The organism is Roseateles sp. SL47 (assembly GCF_026625885.1).
In the GTDB taxonomy this organism is placed as follows: Bacteria; Pseudomonadota; Gammaproteobacteria; order Burkholderiales; family Burkholderiaceae_C; genus Roseateles.
Map to the genome: position 1 here is coordinate 5,343,942 of NZ_CP113068.1, position 18,334 is coordinate 5,362,275.

Genomic DNA, 18,334 nt, shown 5'->3' on the forward strand with positions numbered 1-18,334 from the left:
ACTTGGCCCCTGTTCTTCTCCCTCATCATCCTCACTCCGCGCCTGTGGTTTGTTGTGTGCGGCTGAGCGCGTCAAACACGCGGCCCAGGTTGCGCTGCAGGGCCCCGCTGGGGTCTTGCACCGCCTCATTGACCCGGTTGCCCCGCTGGTCCAGCGTGTACTGGATGCGGTTGCCCAGGTTGTCGGCCACGGCCACCAGACGGTGGGCGTCGTCGTAGTCGTAGCTCACCGTGCTGCCGTCGGGCTGCGTGACTTGCTTGAGCAAGCCGGTGGGCCAGTAGGCATAACTCGTGGTCTGGTCCGCCTGGGTCACCGAGGTGAGGCGGGAGCGGACGTCGTAGGTGTAGACCGTGCTGATGCCGTTGGCATCGACCATCTCCAGCAGCTTGCCCAGGGCGTTGTAGCGCAGGTAGTTGGTGACGTGGCCGGCAGCGTTGGTGCTGCTCTTGAGGTCACCGATCCAGTGATCAGCCGTGGTGTCGGCGTAATACTCGTTGGTGGTGGTCTTGCCCAGCGGGTCGGTCTCGGTCAGGACATGGCCGGTGGCATCGTAGGTCCAGGTCCAGACGCGGGCTGGGACGCCGGTTTGGGCCACCGCGTTGAAGCCTTGCGCACCGTTGGGGTCTGTGGTGGCTTGTTCGACGCGTTTGCACAGTACAACGATCAGACTGTTGTCGGGCAACTTGGCTGTCGAAGGAGCACAGATAGCGACTGCGTTGCCATTGGTTGGATCCGGCTGGCCGTTGTATACAAGCGTGGTGACTCGATTAGGTTCGGCAATGCGGACCTGTTTGCGCCAGACCGGGTGCCACAAAGAACTGACCTTGCGAGCACCAGCAGGCAATGCCGCATTGGCGACCAGTACCGTGCTGCAAGTGGCACCACTGGCCAATCCCTCCACGCGGGAAGACTCAGCTTTTCGTCCACTCACGAATGAATGGCAGGACTGAAGGCCATTCGCATTGATGCGGCGCGTGATATTACCCTCCCCGTCACGGTCGTATTGCCACGTCGCTGGCGAAGACCCAGAGCCTGAAGGCTGCACGCGGCTGCCCATGAACGTAGCGCCTTCCAACTGAGTACTGGTCAAAGTCTCCTCGTAACCGTCGGGGCCGTGGAGCTTCGCCACCGTTGGTTGCGTGAAGGCCAGGGTCCGGTAGAGGTAGCTGCTAGTGAGCGTATCCACCGCCGTCACGGCAGGTGCCTGCGTCCATTCAACGGACCACTGCTCGCCACCAGTCCCAGTCCTGGTCGATATCGCTCGGCCTTCGCTGTCATAGCCATAGCGTCCGTACACGGACCCAGCCTCATCAATCAACGCGCTGATTAACCAAGGCTTGTCGCTTACCTCATACTTGTATTGGCGGGAGGTTTGGTCTGGGTACCCAATGGCTGTAAGCTGGCCTTTTGCGTCATAGCTGAACGCATACACGCTCCCGGCAGGATCGGTCATCGATGCGGCGCGCATGGTGCCAACCTCCGTTGGATCCGCTTCGTAGGAAAAACTGACCTGCCTTCCGGAGTCGTCCTTGATGCCTTGCAACACTGTGACGATCCCGCTGCCCAAGGGCACATTGGCCCAGATGTAGGACAACTTACGACCATCGATATAGGACACCGACGCACCGTAATGCCCACGCACCTCACCTGCAGGAAGGTAATTCTCAATGGCTTCGGCGCCAGTGTCGTAGTACCAGTAGCTTCCTGCCCCGTTGGACTTGGGTTGGAGATCCCGCTCAATCTGGCTGTAGGCCAAGCCATCTTTTCTGAATGTTCTCCAAGTGCCGTCCGGCCGTAGGAAAAGATTTCCCTCAGCGTTGTCTACCATCTGGCTATAGAGCCGAACCTTATGGTGATTGGTGACCCATAACGGCCCCAGGCCAGGCTGGGTGACTCGGCTCAGTCGATGGTCGAGACTCTCATGGATATAGCTGTAGCTGGCAGTGACGCTGTATCCGCGTCCCCAGCTAACCAGTTGTTCCGTCTGGTGCTTGAGCCCGTCCAGTGGCGTAATGGGGTTCCCCACTGAGCGGTAATTTTCAGGGTTGCACTTGTCGCATGGCGTCTTGTCTTGATGATAGACGTAGACGCACTTCCCCTGGGAAGCCACATAAGTGGACCCTCTTGCGGCACCACAAACCAATGCGAGCCCAAACCACCCCTGCCATGGTGTGAACTCCAATGGATGGTCATTTTCGTAGGTGTGCTCAGTGTCGTAGTGGGTGACCGTGCAGTAGATGATTGGTGGGGGGCCTGGCCACCTCACCTCGCAGGGACCGAGCGTAGCCCGGACGTCATGCCAGTAGGTCCGGTCGGACTTGTCGACGTAGTTGAGCTTCGGCTGCAGGAAGGCCCAGTAGGCGTCGATGAATGCCTGTGCGCTGGGGTAGCACTCCCTGTAGTCTGTGTATAGCGTGTTATTGATGCACCAACGATCTGAGTAGGTTTCGGCGGACACCTTGGATGACAGCCCCCCAAAGAGGGCCAACAACATCATCAACCTCAAGATCCATCGCATCTGCAACTCCCCCGGTCCTTACCGGCTTGCTGGTAACCATGAGCGGCGGGCGCCGCATCTTCGAAGGGGAGTTCAGTGCTTTGTAGCACTGCCAATGCTCAACAACCTCGCCGAACTGTGCGAGTGCTTATGCTTGCGTCGTCGCATGTCATTTCGCATGCGATCTGGCGCCCTCCCTTTGATGCAAGTGTTGCAGAAGTGACCCCAGCTCACCTCTTCAGCTTGCTGACACCGAGCGATATTCGCCCACAATGTGTAGACACGTTTAGTTTCGTGAAGCGGCCCTATCCTTGTCCAGCGAGGCCGACATCGCTCACGTCACAGTCACAACCAGACATCATCTGCATCGCACCCACAACAAGCTAGGGCAATCCTCTACGCCCCATCGCACGCTGGCGCAACCTCCGCTTCACCAGTCAGGTAAAGTCGCGCCCCTGGACAGACGGTGCCATCGAGCCCGCCCAGTTCGAGGGAGGAAACCAATGAAGTACACAGTCATCCGCCGATCTGGCGCCCGAGCCGGTCTTGTCAGGCCCCGACGGGCACACTGACCCGCCATTGCGGCGTCCAGCTGCAAGCCATCCCGGCTTGCTCGTCGTTGTCGGACTTTGCTCCGCTCGCCTTTTGTGCTGTACCCGCATCGGTCCCACGCGATGCGTTTCTCCCTCTCCGCACTTTCCCCTTCGTTGCCCTTGTCCGACGAGGTGCGCCGTCGCCTGAACCAACCGTGGGTCATCGTCGCGGTGCTCTTGCTGCCGCCATTACTGGCTGCCTCTGTCTACTTCGCCTTGGCTCGCGCAGAACGCACCACCGAAGCCAAGGCCCGCGCGCTGCAAGCCCAGATCAAACAGCGGCTCGCCCAGCTCGGCAGCGCCCCCGCCACTGCGAACACCCCCTACGCGGAGCTTCTCCCCGTAGAACCCTACCCGGTGGCGCGGGCCGTTGAACACTTGCGCGCCGCCGCCCAGTCCCAAGCCGTCAACGTGGTGACCCTCAGTGCCAATGAGCGTGCAGCCACGCCCGCAACCATGGGCCGTGTCACCTTGGACTTCACACTGCGTGGCGGCTACGTGGCCATCAAGGCCGTCCTCAATGAGTTGCTGGCTCGTGATGCACAGCGCGTCGTGCTCCAGCAATTGAGTCTGCGCCGCTCCGCCGTCAATCCAACGTTGGGCGCCCCCACGAGCAGTGCCGATCTGGAGGCGCAGGTCTCGGTCAACTGGCTGCATCGGCCCCTGGCTGCCGGTAACGCGGTGGGACTTTCGAAGCCAGCCACCAATGCGTCACCGCCGCCAGCGGCTGCCTCTGCTGCAAGTGCCCAGCCAGCACCGCTGCCCGCCAAACCAACAGCATCGTCGGCCTCCACGGCATCGCTGCCTTCGACCCCGTCGTCGGCTGCCTCAGCAGCTGTCCGCACTTCGCGCCCCTCATCCACCAACGCCGGAAGGTCCTGAGCCATGCCCTCCGCGTCGCCGTCGCCAGAAGTGCCCACCAAAGGTCTTCGTCCCGCCCTGCGCTGGACGCTCGGCCTGACTGCGGCCGCCACGGCCTGGGCGCTCCTGTCGCCTGCCGACGGCAATGTGACACCCGCAGCCAGCACCCCGGCGACCAACAAGGACCGAGCGCCCGCAGACTCACTCGCGCCCCCACCTGCATCCACAGCCGGGAACTCCACAGCCGGAAATCGAAAGCCCACCGGAGCTCCGCCTCCACCAATACCCGGCCGCTTGCCGGAGCTGGCCCTGGAAGCCGCAGACCGCGATCCGTTCATGATCCCGGCCCCGCCGCCCCCGCCTGCTGCGCCACCGCCGCCCCCACCTCCCCCGCCGCCAGCCCCAACGGCACCACCGCTCAATTACCGCTATCTGGGTTCCATGGTGGACCCCGAGGGCGCCCGCAAGGTCTACCTCGCCCGCGCCGACAAGGATGTGCTGGTGGAGGCAGGCACACGCCTGGAAGAAGGCTACCGGGTGGAAGCCATCACGGACGACGAGATCCGCCTCATCTACGAACCTCTGCAGCAGCGAACGGTCATCCGCATCCCGCCCGCGCAGCCCACGCCTTGAACAGAATCACCATGCCGCCCTGGAGCAACTCCGGCACCTCCGTGCCTCGCCCCACCGCCCGCCCACTGAGTGCGCGGACCACGGCCTGGGCCTGTGCCGCCCTCTTGGCGTTGCAGTTGGCCGGCTGCGCCGAAACCCGCATTCGCAACGAGTCGCAGAAGGCCCTCGCTGACGGCCAATACGACCTGGCCATGAAGACCCTGGAAACGGGCCTCAAGGACTACCCGGAGAGCACCACGCTCCGCACCACGCTGCTGACGGCCCGCAGCGAGGCTCAGACCCGCTTGATCGGCAAGGCACTCAATGAGCGGGCCGCCGGTCAGTTCGACGAAGCCGTGAAAACACTGGAGACGGCCCAGGCTCTGGACCCGAACAACACCCGGGTGCAGACCTTGCTCAGTGACATGACGCTGGACCGCAAGGCCATGGACGACTTGGCCGCCGCCCAGAAGCTGGTGGCCGCCAAGCAGCCGGACCGCGCCCTTCGCCTGCTGGAACAGGCCCTGAAGGACAACCCGCGCCACACAGGCCTCATGGACCTGCAGCGCCGCCTGCTGGCGGACCAGCGCAGCCTGCAGGTGCAGGCGATGAACAGCGGCTTGCAGGAGTCACGCCCGATTTCGCTGGACTTCCGTGAGGCGAGCCTGCGCACCGTGCTGGAGGTGCTCACCCGCAACAGCGGCATCAACTTCGTGCTGGACCGTGACGTGCGCAGCGATGTGAAGGTGACCGTGCTGCTGCGTCAGGCCAAGGTGGAAGACGCGCTGGACCTCATCACCTCCACCAACCAGTTGGCCAAGAAGGTGATTGATCCGAAGACGATCATCATCTACCCCAACACGCCGGAGAAACACCGCGAGTATCAGGAGCAATTGGTCCGCATGTTCAACCTCCAGAGTAGCGATGCCAAGGGCGCTGCAGCGTTCCTGAAGTCGATGCTCAAGATCCGCGAACCCTACGTGGATGAGCGCACCAACATGATCGCCTTGCGCGATTCGCCGGAAAACATCCAGTTGGCCGAACGTCTGCTGGCGGTGTACGACGCGGCCGAACCCGAGGTGCTGCTGGACGTGGAGGTGCTGGAGGTCAGCTCCACCCGCCTCACCGAACTCGGCGTGAAGTTCCCAAGTTCATTCACCTTTGCGCCGCTCAGCAGCAGTGGCGGCTCTGACACGACCATCGCTGACCTGAAAGACCTCAACAGCAGCCGCATCAGTGCCAGCGTGGGCAGTCTGCTGATCAACCTGCGCCGCGAAGTGGGTGATGTCGCCACGCTCGCCAATCCGAAACTGCGGGTGCGCAACAAGGAAAAGGCCAAGATCATGATCGGGGACAAGATCCCCATTCCCAGCACCACCACCAGCGGCAACGGCGGCTTCTCCTCTGAAAGCATCACCTACATGGATGTGGGCTTGAAGCTGGATGTGGAGCCGGTGGTGTACGTGGACGACGAAGTGGCGATCAAGATCGGGCTGGAGGTGAGTTCACTGGGCACGGCCAGCAAGACCGCTTCGGGCACCACCGTCTACCAGGTCAGCACCCGCAATGCCAATACGCTGCTGCGGCTTCGAGATGGCGAAACCCAGTTGCTGGCCGGCCTCATCAACCGTGAAGAGCGCAACAGTTCCAGCCGCGTCCCTGGTCTGGGAGACATTCCTGTCGTGGGCCGCCTCTTCTCCAGCCAGTTGGACAACGGCTCCCGCACCGAATTGCTGCTGGCCATCACCCCGCGCGTGCTGCGCAATGTGCGCCGCCTCAATGCCGGTGAATCCGAATTGTGGGTCGGTACTGAAGCGGCACCCAAGCTGCGATCGGTCGGCGGGCTGCAATTCAACCTGCCCGCACCGGACGCCGGCAAACCCGCCGCCGGCGCGGGCCCGGCAGCGCCTAACGCACCGGCGACCAATGCCACCGGCATGCCCACGGCTGGCTCTGCAGGTCAGCCGCCTGCATCCGCCGAGCGCAAGGCCCCGAGCTTCAACCTTGTCGCACCGGGTCAGGCCAAGGTCGGTGAGACGGTGGAAGTTCGACTGGACCTGCGAGATGCCAGCTTGCGCGGTCTGTTGACCGAATTCCAGTTCAGCGCCGACAAGCTCACGCTGGTAGAGGCCGAAGAGGACGAGTTCTTCCGCAAAGGCGGCAGCCCCACCAGTTTCACCAAGCGTGTGGAAACCGGCAAAGCCAACATGAGCGTCTTGCGCAATCAGGCCACCTCGGCGGAGGGCGCTGGCGGTGTGTTCAAGCTGCGCTTCAAGGCCAGCGCACCCGGACGCGCCGAGATTCGCCTCAACGCCGCACAACCCGTCTCACTGGACCCCAGTGCGGAGCGCCCCGCCCTGCCCGCCCCGGTGGTGATCGAGGTGAAGTGAGATGAGCCACTGGCAGCGATTCCGGCAAGAAAGCTCCTCGGCACCCACCGGCAGGGCCGGGCGTGCACGCGGCTTCACGCTGATTGAACTGCTGGTCTGCATGGGCATCCTGGCGTTTCTGGCGACCTTGGCGCTGCCCATGGCGGAAATGGCCTCGCAGCGCGAGAAAGAGCGCGAGCTCAAGCGTGCGCTCTGGGAGATCCGTGATGCCCTGGACGCTTACCGCGCTGCCCGGGAGTCCGGTGCTGTCCTCGGCGCGGCAGACCAACCGCCTTACCCGGCCTCGCTGGAGGAGCTGACACAGCCCGTCCCTGATGCCCGACTGGAACATCAAGGCGAAACCCTGCGCTTCCTGCGGCGCGTACCTCGCGATCCGTTTGCGGACCCCACCGTGCCCGCAGCGCAGAGCTGGGGCCTGCGAGGGTTTCAGTCCGAAGCGGACAACCCCAAGGCAGGCCCCGAGGTGTATGACGTCTATTCCACCTCGCCGCTCAAAGGGCTCAATGGCATTCCGCTGAAGCAATGGTGACGGCCATGAAGCAATGCCTCTCACGTCGCCCGTCCGGCTTCACCGTCATTGAACTCCTGGTTGTGCTGGCCGCACTCGCGCTGTTGCTGAGCGTGGCGGCACCGCGCTACATGCAACATCTGGACCGGGCCCGGGACACCGCGCTGCGTCACAACCTGCACGAAATCCGCAACGCCATCGACCAGTTCTACAGCGACCAGGGCCGCTACCCTGCCACGTTGGCGGAGCTGGTGGAACGTCGCTACCTGCGTGCCATTCCCCAGGATCCCGTCACAGGCCGATCAGACACCTGGCAAACCGTCCTGCCGCGAAACGGCAATGCCGACGGTGAAGGTGTCTATGACGTCCACAGTGGCACCAAGGATCTCGCGCCGGACGGGACCGCCTATGCGACCTGGTGACGCCTTCCCACCCAGGCAGCAACGCGGCTATGGTTTCGTGGCCATCCTGCTGCTGCTGGCCGTGGTGTCGCTGGGCCTCTCCAGCGTCAGCAGTGCATGGAGCACCGAGGCCAGACGCGACAAGGAACAGCAGTTGATCCGCATCGGGCAGTTGTATGTACAGGCGCTTGAACGTTACCGCCGCGTGTCTCCTGGCACCGACAAGCGCCTGCCGATGGAACTCGATGAACTGCTGTTGGATCAGAGATTCGTGGGCACTGTTCGCCATCTTCGCCGGCTGTACCCGGACCCGGTCAGCATGGGTCAGCCCTGGGGCGTCATCCGGGGTGATGACGGCCGCATTCAGGGCGTTTACAGCCTGAGTCAGGAAGAGCCCCTGATCAAAGGCACGGTGGCCCGGCCGGGCTTGCGCCTGGCTGCGGCCGCCCGTTATTCCGACTGGAAATTCGTAGTGGATTCTGACAAATGACTCAACACCGCACTGCCTATCTTCCCTCGCGGCCGTTGGAAGGCCGCCGCTCACGTGGGTTCACCTTGCTGGAACTGCTGGTGGTGATCCTGATCATCGGCCTGCTCACCGGCATCGTGGGCCCGCGCTTCCTGGCGCAGATCAACCGCTCCGAGACAACAACCGCCCGCGCGCAGCTGGATGCGCTGGACAAGGCCTTGCAGGCCTACCGGATCGACATGGGCCGCTACCCCGACACCAATGAAGGCCTGTCCGCCTTGGTGAAGGACGGCACCAGCGATGCTCGCTGGCGCGGCCCCTACCTCAAGGGTGAGGTCCCGAACGACCCCTGGGGCATGCCTTATCAGTACCGCATTCCCAGCGAGACACCGGGCAAGGATTTCGACCTCTACAGCTTCGGGCGCGACCGCGTGTCCGGTGGCACGGGCGACGACGCCGATATCCAGCTCTGACGGTCCCCCGCACTCGCCCTCAAGCCCATGAAAGTCCGTGTCCGACTGCTCGACCCCCAACGCATGGCCATCAGCGAAGAGCTGATGGAGGTGACGTCCGTGGCGGAGCTGGGCTCCGTGCTGGCGGACGGCCGCAAGGTGCTGAGTGCCGAGCCCGTGGCGGGCCAAGCGCAGCGCCGCTTGCGCCCGGCTTCGGCTCGTGCACAGTCGCTGGATGTGGCGTGGTGGTGTCAGGAACTGCGCACACTGCTGCAGGCCGGCATGACGGTGGTGGAAGCCATTGAGACCTTGCAGGCCCAGTCTGCACCAGGAAGTGACCGAGCCGCCTTGCAATCCGCCCTGCTCACAGAACTGCATCGGGGCAAAGCCCTTTCGGTGGCCATGGAATCGCTGGAGCGCTTCCCGATGGTGCTGGTGGCCAGCGTGCGGGCCAGCGAACGCAGCAGTTCACTGGCTGAGGCGCTGACCGAATATCTGCGCTACCACGATCTGGTGGAAGCACTTCGCAAGAAGGTCGTCAGCGCTGCCATCTACCCCAGTCTGGTGCTGGGCCTGGGGCTGCTGGTCAGCACGTTCCTGGTCATTGTTGTGTTGCCGCGCTTCGCCAGCATGTATGCCGACCTGCACGGCAGCATGAGCTGGACCACGGAAATGCTCACGGTGGTGAGCCGCTTCATGCGCGAGTACCGCTGGGCCGTGGTGGTCGGCCTGGTCGGGCTTGTGGCAGCAGTGGTGGGGTGCTGGCGGCAAGGGCTGGTGCAACGCGCGTCCCTGGCTGCAGGCATGCGTGTGGGTGTCATCCGCCGCGCGCTGCGGGAATTTCAGTTGGCCAAGCTCTATCACTCGATGACCGTCATGTTCAGGGGCGGTTACACGCTGGACGAGGCGCTGCTGCGTTGCGAAGGGCTGGCTTTGGGCAGCGATCTGGAGCGCGGCATGCGGGAGGCCCGATCGGCATTGCATCGTGGTGTTCGCGTTTCCGCAGCCCTGACAGAAGCCGGCATGACGGATACGGTGACGCAGCGGCTGCTGGCCGTTGGTGAGCGGTCAGGCCAGTTCGAGCGGGTGCTGCAGACCATCGCGGACCGCCACGCCACGAACTTCTCGGCCTTCATGGACCGGGCCACCCGCATCGTGGAGCCGATGATGCTGCTGCTGGTGTCGCTGCTGGTGGGCAGCATCGTGGTGCTGATGTACCTGCCCATCTTCGACATTGCGAGCAGCATCCGCTGAGCCGAGACATCCAGAAAGACCATCGTGGACGTATCAAACGACGATCAACAGGCCTTCCCGGCGGCCCTCCAGGCTGCGAGGCGCCGCGCTGCGCAGGACGGCAGCGTTTCCGTATTGGATGCACTGCTCGCCGAAGGCCGATGGTCAACACCGGGGGTGAGCGCCCTGCTGCGCCATGTGGGCGGCATTGAGGCGATAAGTGCCGGGGCTGGCTGGACGCCAGACTTGTCCGCCTGGGGAGCCCAGGCGGCTACGTTGGCTCGGCAGTGGCGTGCAGTCCCCGTTCGGCCCGGCAATCGGCCTGACGTTCTGCACGTGGCCATGGCAGACCCGTGGCATGAGGCGGCACTGCGTGCGATCCATCAGGCCATGGGCCGACGCGTGACACCCGTGGCTGCATCTCAGGCCTTGCTGGATGGGTGGCTGGAGGGTGGCAGTACGGGCTCGATGTCTGCAGCAGCTGGCTCCGCGTTTCAGGTGGAGGCCTCCGGACCGGTGGTGGAGTTTGTGGATACGGCGCTGCGCCGTGCGTATGCACTCGGCGCGAGCGACATCCACTTCGAATGCAGCCGCAGCGGCGTGCAGGTGCGTTTCCGGCGCGACGGCGTGCTGGTGACCCATGCGCGTCTGGACGACCCACGACGCGCGGAGGAAGCCATCTCTCGCATCAAGGTGCTTGCGCAACTGGACATCACCGAGCGACGACTGCCGCAGGATGGCCGCTTTCGTATGGCCCTGCCGGATGGCGACATCGACCTGCGTGTTTCCATCATCCCCAGCGTGTTTGGCGAGGACGCCGTGTTGCGCCTGCTGGACAAAGCGCAACTGCGGGACCCATCCGAACAGGTCTCGCTGGACCGGCTGGGTTTTGATGCCATCAGCGCAGCGCAGATCCGGGAGCTGGCAGAACTGCCTCACGGCATGCTGCTTGTCACCGGCCCGACCGGAAGCGGGAAGACCACCACTGTCTACGCCGCCCTTTCGGAGGTCAACAATGGCCTTGAGAAGATCATCACGATTGAAGACCCGGTGGAATACGAACTGGCGGGTGTCTTGCAGGTGCCGGTGAATGAGCGCAAGGGGCTGACCTTTGCCAAAGGGCTGCGATCCATCCTGCGGCACGATCCGGATCGGATTCTGGTGGGTGAAATCCGCGATGCAGAGACTGCAGAGATTGCGGTGCAGTCCGCGCTGACGGGTCACCAGGTGCTTACCACCGTCCACGCGAATAGCGTCTTTGATGTCACGGGGCGATTCAAGCACTTCGATCTGGACATGTTCGGCTTCATGGCCGCTTTGAATGGCGTGATCGTTCAGCGGCTGGTGCGGTGCCTGTGTCAGGCCTGTGCAGGCGAACGTCCCGCCACCGCGAGGGAATTGCAATGGTTGCGCGATGCCGGCCAGGCCAGCGCAATGACCGTACCGCAACCCGTGGGATGCGACATGTGCGGTGGCACAGGCTTCAAGGGGCGACGGGTGATTGCGGAAGTCCACACCATGGACGACGGCTTTCGGGACCTGGTCACCACCGGAGCGCCGGTGTCGGCCCTCAGGGAACACGTCTATCGCCGAGGGGTGAAAACACTGTCCGCACTGGGGGCCGAGATGGTCGTGAAACGTGAAACGAGTGCCGAGGAGATCAAGCGTGTTGTGGGCTGGTAAGCGCGCAGTCGCCACGGTGTACTTGGGGCAGGAGGAGATTCGGCTCGCTCACAGGGACACGCAGCAATTGGTGGCCAGCGGCTTGCCGATGGTGCAGGCCTTGCCTTTGCTGCAGGAGGCACTGCAATCTCTTGGGCGCGTGGGTCTGCGGGTGCTGCTCAGTGCGGGATGGTGCCAGCCGTTTCTATTGCCTCCTATTGAGGGCGTGAAGGGCGAATCAGAGTGGCGACAGGTGGCGGAAGGCCTGGTGGAGGAGCTGACCGGCATGCCTGTGAACAGTCGACTGTGGCTGGATCATCAGAATGGCCTGGGTCCACTGGTCGTCGCCTTGCATCCGGACATTGAAGAAGCACTGAAGCCGCTCTGGGAGAAGCATCGTTTGGCGTCGTTACGCCCCTGGTGGGCGGAAGTGCTGGACGGTCACGTGAAGGCGGCGAACGCGGCCTCAACTGCAGTCAGTGCAACGCCATCGCAGGGGCATGGCGTGGCGGTTGTCGACAGCGATTCAGTGACACTGCTGTTGGAGGAGGGAGAGCGCTATGTCGCCGCGCAGTCGTATGCCTTGCTGGGCGAGCCAGCACAGCCCGTCCTTGCTCGGGCTTTGGTTTCGCATGGAAGACACCTGGGCGAAGTTTCCGTGCTGGAAATGAATGATGTGTCGTCGCGCCCCACCGCCAGCGCTCCAGAGTGGACGCCGTTTCTGGAGGGGGCAGCATGAGACCGATCCCCGTGGACTTTGCACCGAGACGCGTTTGGACCGCACCGTTGATTGGCTGGGCAGTGCTGTGCGGCATTGGGACCGCTACGTTGTGCCTGATGGCCGGCGTTGCGTGGGAAGCGCGGCAAGCGGCTGCCGAAAGCGCGGCGCAATCGCAATCGAACTTGGCGCTGCTGGACCAGAGCTTGCGCGACGCAAGGATGGCCGCCGCAACACAGAAGCCGCCCGCCTACGCCAGAGACGCACTGGAAGCGGCCCGCGTGGCCGGGTTCCCCACGCAAGCGGTATTGCGGTCTTTGGAGGCGACAGCCTCGGACGGCATCCGAATCACGAGCATCGCACTGCAACCGGCTCAGGGAAGCGCCGAGGTGGCGTTGGAGTTCTCGGATTACGAGATGCTGTTGAAGTACATCGAGCAGCTCAACGAGGGAGAGCCACAGGCGCGGTGGATGCTGGTGCGGGCACAAACCGCAGCGGGGAAAAAACTGGCGGTGATTCGCTATGTGCGTGGTGGGTGATTGAAGGCAGTGGGGCACTTCTCGAAACCTCCCTCACGCCTGACACCGTAATGGGGCAGGATGGCGGCCATGATCACGCCCCGCATCAAGCCCTCGGCCTTCTGGCGGCGACAGCCGTCATCTGACCTGTTCGTGCAGGAGCGACGCCAGGACAAGATGGGCGGCTTCATCGCCAACCTCGCGGCGATGGACGAGTTGATCGACTTCGCCGCCATTGCTGCTCAGGTGGACCTTGCCTGCCCGCGGCCGGACCGCAGCAAGGGCGGTCGCCCGCCGTACCCCACCGAGGTGATGGTTCGGCTGCTGTTCATCCAGTCGCTGTACAACCTCTCGGACGAAGACTGCGAGTACCAGGTGCTGGACCGCATGAGCTTCCAGCACTTCTGTCGGCTGGAAGGGGCATTGCACATCCCGGATGCGCGCACGTTGTGGCGCTTCAAGCAGCACCTGGCCCAAGGCGGCCTGGGCGGGCGGGCCATCTTCGACGCGGTGAGCCAGCAAGAAGCACGGCAAGAGCTACTACGGCTACAAGGTTCACGCCAACAGCGACGCCCGCTACAAGCTGATCCGCAAAATCAAGGTCACGTCCGCCAACGTGGACGACGGCCAGACCTTGGCAGACGTGCTGGACGCGAGCAACACCGGCAAGAAACTGCTGGCCGACCGGGGCTACGACAGCCAGGCCAACCGGTATCTGCTGCAGCTTCGACGGAATGCGCCAGCAACCACTCGCAGTCGGCTTCCCCGATGCGCGCTGGCGCCAGCGCACCAAGCAGGACGCCCGAGTTCGACACCAACCGCCGTAAGTGATTGATCCGTATAGGTTGGCCCTTCGGAATTGCCACTACAGCAGCGTCAACTGGGTGTCGATAGTCGGTTTCTTGATGCGCAGTGCGGCCAGGGCCTGGGCCTGGCGGGGTTGAACGGTGGACACGCCGTGGATGGGCGCGCTGCTGTCGATGCTGACGGTGTGACGCTGGATGCGGCGCAGGTCCGCCAAGGCGGCTTCGGGTGACAAATCGCTGCCGGCCAGCTTCAGACGCTGGCGTATCACGCGGTACAGGATCAGCGCCATGAAGCAGATGCTGGCGTGGGCCTTGATGCGCTCGGGCAGGCGGTGGAAGACCGGGGTGATCTCGATTTCGGACTTCTGCGATCTGAAATCGCCCGTCGGGCGCGACAACAGTTCCTGATCCATGCAATTCCCCGTCAGCAAAGCACGAAAAAAAGCGGGGTTCGGGAGCGCGTCCGGGGTCAGTTCTTGCCGGTAGCTGCGCTGGCGGACCTCAACGCCGACGAATGCTAGCGATCCCCATCCACGCACCTCACGGCTCACCAACCGCCCGGGTTGTCTCTGGGGGCATTGGGCGATTGGCGTTACAAACCCCGCCATCTCCCATCCCGTTGATCTTTATTCGCGTGCAAACGTCGTGCCTGAGTCCGCCCCTTGCCCCTCGAGGATCCCCCTTCGTCGGGTTCTCCACCCCGAGTGGGAGCTCTTCAGTGCGTGGTGCGACACCGCCATCGCCCAACAGAGTCATCACAGCATCGAATAACAGCGCCACAATCAGCCGCAGAAGCAACCGGAGTGCAGGCCTGCCTGCCCCGGCGACCCTTCCCTGTGATACCGGATCCAGATCCAAGTAGAAACCAGGCCAGAAACAGCCAAGATCAGCCAAGGAGTGAGCCATGCCCCATGCGTTTGCCAACACCCTCGCCAGTTTCAAGACCGCCTCCGGCGCCAAAGGCCAGTACTACTCGCTGCCGCGCCTGGCCGAGCAGTTCCCCAATGTGTCCAAGCTGCCGGTTTCGATCCGCCTGGTGCTGGAGTCGGTGCTGCGCAATTGCGACGGCCAGCGGGTGACGGCGGAGCATGTGGAGCAGCTCGCCAACTGGAAACCCACGGCACCGCGCAACGAAGAAATCCCGTTTGTGGTCGCCCGCGTGGTGCTGCAGGACTTCACCGGTGTGCCGCTGCTGGCCGACCTGGCCGCCATGCGCAATGTGGCTGCGGCCCAGGGCAAGAATCCCAAAACGATCGAACCGCTGGTGCCGGTCGACCTGGTGGTCGACCATTCGGTGATGATCGACCACTTTGGCGACAAGAAGGCGCTCGATCTCAACATGAAGCTGGAATTCCAGCGCAATCGTGAGCGCTATGAATTCATGAAGTGGGGCATGCAGGCCTTCGACACCTTCGGCGTCGTGCCCCCCGGCTTCGGCATCGTCCACCAGGTGAATCTGGAGTTCCTGGCGCGCGGCGTGCACAAGACGGGCAGCGGTGCGGACACCGTCTACTACCCCGACACCCTGGTGGGGACGGACAGCCACACCACCATGATCAACGGCATTGGGGTGGTGGGCTGGGGTGTGGGCGGCATCGAGGCCGAAGCGGGCATGCTGGGCCAGCCGGTGTATTTCCTGACCCCCGATGTGGTGGGCTTCGAACTCACCGGCCGCCTGCGGGAGGGCGTCACCGCCACCGACCTGGTGCTCACCGTCACCGAAATCCTGCGCAAGGCCAAGGTGGTTGGCAAGTTCGTGGAGTTCTTCGGCGAAGGCACGGCCAGCCTGTCGGTGCCGGACCGGGCCACCATCGGCAACATGGCGCCCGAATACGGTGCAACCATGGGCTTCTTCCCGGTGGACGAGCGCACCATCGACTATTTCAAGGGCACCGGCCGCACGCAGGAAGAGATCGAGGCGTTTGAAGCCTACTTCCGCGCACAGGGCCTGTTCGGCGTCCCCCGCACCGGCGACATCGCCTACAGCCAGGTCGTTTCCCTGGACCTGAGTGCCGTGGCGCCCTCCCTGGCAGGCCCCAAGCGCCCGCAGGACCGCATCGTGATCACCGATCTGGCCAAGACCTTCGGCAGCCTGTTCAGCAAACCGGTGGCCGAGAACGGCTTCAACCAGCCGGCCGACAAGCTGGCAAAGAAGTTCCCGGTGGCCAGCCCCAAGGGTCTGGACATCGCCAACGGCGACGTGCTGATCGCCGCCATCACCTCCTGCACCAACACCTCCAACCCCAGCGTGATGCTGGCAGCCGGCCTGCTGGCCAAGAAAGCGGTGTACGCCGGGCTCAAGGTGCAACCGCACATCAAGACCTCGCTGGCCCCCGGCTCGCGGATCGTGACCGAATATCTGGAGAAGGCGGGCCTGCTGCCCTATCTGGAGAAGCTGGGCTTTGCCGTGGCCGCTTATGGCTGTACCACCTGCATCGGCAATGCGGGCGACCTCACGGCCGAAATCAACGAGACCATCGTCAACAACGACCTGGTCTGCGCGGCCGTGCTGTCCGGCAACCGCAATTTCGAAGCCCGCATTCACCCCAACATCAAGGCCAACTTCCTGGCCAGCCCGCCGCTGGTGGTGGCCTATGCCATCGCCGGCAACGTCACCCGCGACCTGATGACCGAACCGGTGGGCTTCGGCACGGACAACAAGCCGGTCTACCTGGGCGACATCTGGCCGACCAGCGACGAGATCTATGCGCTGCTGAAGCTGGCGCTCAACCCCGACGCCTACCGCGCCAACTATGCCAAGGTGAAGGCTGAACCCGGCAAGCTCTGGGAGAAGATCCAGGGCGGCAAGGGCCAGGTCTATGGCTGGCCCAAGAGCACCTACATCGCGCAGCCACCATTCTTTGAAGGCTTCACCCAGGAGCCCAAGGCCCAGGATGTGGGTGTGAAACAGGCCCGCATCATGGCCCTGTTTGGTGACTCCATCACCACCGACCACATCTCCCCGGCCGGTGCCATCAAGGAAGCCTCACCCGCGGGTTCCTACCTGAAGGAACAAGGCGTGTTGAAGGCGGACTTCAACAGCTACGGTTCCCGCCGCGGCAATCATGAAGTGATGATGCGCGGCACCTTTGCCAATGTGCGGATCAAGAATCTCATGATCCCGGCCAAGGCCGATGGTGCGCGGGAAGAAGGCGGCCTGACGCTGTACCAGCCGGGCGGCGAGAAGCTCTTCATCTATGACGCTGCCATGCGCTACATCGCGGCCGGCGTGCCCACCGTGATCTTCGCGGGCGAGGAATACGGCACCGGCTCCAGCCGGGACTGGGCGGCCAAGGGCACGCAGTTGCTGGGCATCAAGGCGGTGGTGGCCAAGAGCTTCGAGCGCATCCACCGTTCCAACCTGGTTGGCATGGGGGTGTTGCCGCTGCAATTCCGCCCGGGTGATTCCTGGGAAAGCCTGGGCCTGAAGGGTGACGAGCTGATCGACATTCAGCTGGGTGACGAGATCCTGCCGCAGTCGGAGGCCTTCCTCACCATCACGTCGGCCTCGGGCGCAGTACGCAAGGTTTCGCTGATCCTGCGGATCGATACGCCGATCGAGGTGGCGTACTACCGGCACGGCGGCATCCTGCCCTACGTGCTGCGCCAATTGCTGGCAGCCTGAGTTGGCTACCCCGCCCAAGGTGTGCCTTGTGGGTGTGCCTTGGGTGCGCCAACGGCGCGCCTTGGGCATGCCCTGGGCGTGCCAATGAAGCCCAAGGTGGCAGGGCCTTGCGTCGGTGACGGTGACGTTGACCGGCGCAGGGCATCCGAACGCCGAGCATTCAAACGCCGGGCATCCCAACCCGGCGCCTCAAAACATCAACGGGCGGCCTCCCGCCAGTGGTCCATCAGCACCCGCGCATGGTCGCGGGCTGCCTGCTTGACGATGGCGACTTCCTTCGGCCCAAAGCGCTCCCACCCCAGCTTGGCCAATTGCATGCGGCGCCCCAGCGCAAACACCATCAGCTGACCCAACAGCATCATGATGCGCATCCGCAAGCTTGGCTCCTCCGCATCCAGGCCGCTGTAGCGCGACACCAGCACGGTGGAGACACGCGCCATGCGCGGACGAAGATCCTTGTCCAGCATCTCAAAAATCAGATTGGGCCCCTGCCCCACCTGTTCATGCGCCATGAACAGGCGCCGGTGCTCCGCGTCGTCTGGCAGCAACTGGTGCTCGGCAATGGCATCCAGCAAGCGGCCAAAGGCTTCAAACAAGTCCTCGCGGGTTGCGTCGGGCTGTTCAAGCACCGCTTCGGCGTGCTCCACCGCCGGCTGGAAATGCTCGATGGAGCTGTCCACGATGTGCTGCGCGCAGGCCTGGTACACGCCTTCCTTGTTGTCGAAGTAGTACTGCAGCGCGGGTGCATTGACCCCGGCCGCCTTCGCAATTTCACGGGTGGAAGCGCCCTCGTAACCGCGCTCCGCAAACAGCCGCAGTGCCACGTCGATGATGCGGCGGCGGGTTTCTTCACCGCGGGCGTAGCCACCGTCAGGGCGGTGTCGGGGAGCTCGAACAGGTTGGTCAGTCATGAAGCATTGCTGCGGCGTAAAGCGGGAAGCCGGCGTGGCGGAAGGGGCTCAGACTCAAAATATATCAGTTGACAAAAT

General features: G+C 63.6%; 14 protein-coding genes and 3 pseudogenes. 14 read left to right on the forward strand and 3 right to left on the reverse strand.

Features of this window, described 5'->3' with window-relative positions; all coding sequences use genetic code 11:
- Positions 1-31 precede the first annotated feature (31 nt).
- Positions 32-2,497: an RHS repeat domain-containing protein gene (locus OU995_RS23220; protein WP_267832511.1), complete on the reverse strand. Its 2,466-nt coding sequence runs from the start codon at positions 2,495-2,497 to the stop codon at positions 32-34.
- A gap of 674 nt (positions 2,498-3,171) precedes the next feature.
- Here OU995_RS23220 and OU995_RS23225 point away from each other — a divergent pair.
- The 13 genes and pseudogenes from OU995_RS23225 to OU995_RS23285 form a co-directional block, all read left to right on the forward strand.
- A complete protein-coding gene (locus OU995_RS23225) occupies positions 3,172-3,972 on the forward strand; it encodes a hypothetical protein (protein ID WP_267832513.1) in 801 nt (266 codons plus the stop codon).
- A gap of 3 nt (positions 3,973-3,975) precedes the next feature.
- On the forward strand, positions 3,976-4,584 hold the full coding sequence (locus OU995_RS23230) for a hypothetical protein (protein ID WP_267832514.1): 609 nt from the start codon (positions 3,976-3,978) through the stop codon (positions 4,582-4,584).
- Entirely contained in the window at positions 4,581-6,953 is a 2,373-nt protein-coding gene (locus OU995_RS23235; RefSeq protein WP_267832515.1) for a secretin N-terminal domain-containing protein, read from the forward strand. The genes OU995_RS23230 and OU995_RS23235 overlap by 4 nt, the downstream gene beginning before the upstream one ends.
- Position 6,954: 1 nt before the next feature.
- Positions 6,955-7,482, forward strand: coding sequence for a type II secretion system protein (locus tag OU995_RS23240; protein ID WP_267832516.1), 528 nt, complete (start codon positions 6,955-6,957; stop codon positions 7,480-7,482).
- A gap of 5 nt (positions 7,483-7,487) precedes the next feature.
- Positions 7,488-7,883 (forward strand): type II secretion system protein, encoded by a 396-nt coding sequence (locus tag OU995_RS23245; protein WP_267832517.1) that lies wholly within the window; start codon positions 7,488-7,490, stop codon positions 7,881-7,883.
- The gene (locus tag OU995_RS23250) at positions 7,870-8,352 is read left to right on the forward strand and encodes a type II secretion system protein (protein ID WP_267832519.1); all 483 of its coding nucleotides are present in this window, start codon (positions 7,870-7,872) and stop codon (positions 8,350-8,352) included. Before OU995_RS23245 ends, OU995_RS23250 begins: the two co-directional genes overlap by 14 nt.
- Positions 8,349-8,804: a type II secretion system major pseudopilin GspG gene (gene gspG, locus OU995_RS23255; RefSeq protein WP_267832521.1), complete on the forward strand. Its 456-nt coding sequence runs from the start codon at positions 8,349-8,351 to the stop codon at positions 8,802-8,804. The genes OU995_RS23250 and gspG overlap by 4 nt, the downstream gene beginning before the upstream one ends.
- 27 nt (positions 8,805-8,831) lie before the next feature.
- The gene (locus OU995_RS23260; protein ID WP_267832523.1) at positions 8,832-10,037 is read left to right on the forward strand and encodes a type II secretion system F family protein; all 1,206 of its coding nucleotides are present in this window, start codon (positions 8,832-8,834) and stop codon (positions 10,035-10,037) included.
- A gap of 24 nt (positions 10,038-10,061) precedes the next feature.
- On the forward strand, positions 10,062-11,699 hold the full coding sequence (locus tag OU995_RS23265) for a GspE/PulE family protein (protein ID WP_267832524.1): 1,638 nt from the start codon (positions 10,062-10,064) through the stop codon (positions 11,697-11,699).
- Positions 11,683-12,417, forward strand: coding sequence for a hypothetical protein (locus OU995_RS23270; protein WP_267832525.1), 735 nt, complete (start codon positions 11,683-11,685; stop codon positions 12,415-12,417). The genes OU995_RS23265 and OU995_RS23270 overlap by 17 nt, the downstream gene beginning before the upstream one ends.
- A gap of 11 nt (positions 12,418-12,428) precedes the next feature.
- Positions 12,429-12,935, forward strand: coding sequence for a hypothetical protein (locus OU995_RS23275; RefSeq protein ID WP_267832526.1), 507 nt, complete (start codon positions 12,429-12,431; stop codon positions 12,933-12,935).
- Between the two features lie 291 nt (positions 12,936-13,226).
- A pseudogene (locus OU995_RS23280) lies at positions 13,227-13,367 on the forward strand (transposase); the annotation flags it as partial.
- 127 nt (positions 13,368-13,494) lie between these two features.
- A pseudogene (locus OU995_RS23285) lies at positions 13,495-13,749 on the forward strand (transposase); the annotation flags it as partial.
- Positions 13,750-13,779: 30 nt separating this feature from the next.
- Here the strand turns inward: OU995_RS23285 and OU995_RS23290 are convergent.
- Positions 13,780-14,097, reverse strand: a pseudogene (locus OU995_RS23290) (IS1634 family transposase); the annotation flags it as partial.
- Between the two features lie 527 nt (positions 14,098-14,624).
- Here OU995_RS23290 and acnA point away from each other — a divergent pair.
- Positions 14,625-17,345 (forward strand): aconitate hydratase AcnA, encoded by a 2,721-nt coding sequence (gene acnA, locus OU995_RS23295; protein WP_267832528.1) that lies wholly within the window; start codon positions 14,625-14,627, stop codon positions 17,343-17,345.
- Between the two features lie 197 nt (positions 17,346-17,542).
- On the opposite strand, the gene OU995_RS23300 is transcribed toward acnA, so the two are convergent.
- Positions 17,543-18,256 (reverse strand): CerR family C-terminal domain-containing protein, encoded by a 714-nt coding sequence (locus OU995_RS23300; protein WP_267832530.1) that lies wholly within the window; start codon positions 18,254-18,256, stop codon positions 17,543-17,545.
- Positions 18,257-18,334 lie beyond the last annotated feature (78 nt).

Excerpts from the sequence above, each read along its gene's own strand:
- OU995_RS23220 (WP_267832511.1), bottom strand. The coding sequence starts at position 2,497 with ATGATGTTGTTGGCCCTCTTTGGGGGGCTGTCATCCAAGGTGTCCGCC.
- OU995_RS23225 (WP_267832513.1), top strand. The coding sequence starts at position 3,172 with ATGCGTTTCTCCCTCTCCGCACTTTCCCCTTCGTTGCCCTTGTCCGAC.
- OU995_RS23230 (WP_267832514.1), top strand. The coding sequence starts at position 3,976 with ATGCCCTCCGCGTCGCCGTCGCCAGAAGTGCCCACCAAAGGTCTTCGT.
- OU995_RS23240 (WP_267832516.1), top strand. The coding sequence starts at position 6,955 with ATGAGCCACTGGCAGCGATTCCGGCAAGAAAGCTCCTCGGCACCCACC.
- OU995_RS23245 (WP_267832517.1), top strand. The coding sequence starts at position 7,488 with ATGAAGCAATGCCTCTCACGTCGCCCGTCCGGCTTCACCGTCATTGAA.
- OU995_RS23250 (WP_267832519.1), top strand. The coding sequence starts at position 7,870 with ATGCGACCTGGTGACGCCTTCCCACCCAGGCAGCAACGCGGCTATGGT.
- gspG (WP_267832521.1), top strand. The coding sequence starts at position 8,349 with ATGACTCAACACCGCACTGCCTATCTTCCCTCGCGGCCGTTGGAAGGC.
- OU995_RS23260 (WP_267832523.1), top strand. The coding sequence starts at position 8,832 with ATGAAAGTCCGTGTCCGACTGCTCGACCCCCAACGCATGGCCATCAGC.
- acnA (WP_267832528.1), top strand. The coding sequence starts at position 14,625 with ATGCCCCATGCGTTTGCCAACACCCTCGCCAGTTTCAAGACCGCCTCC.
- OU995_RS23300 (WP_267832530.1), bottom strand. The coding sequence starts at position 18,256 with ATGACTGACCAACCTGTTCGAGCTCCCCGACACCGCCCTGACGGTGGC.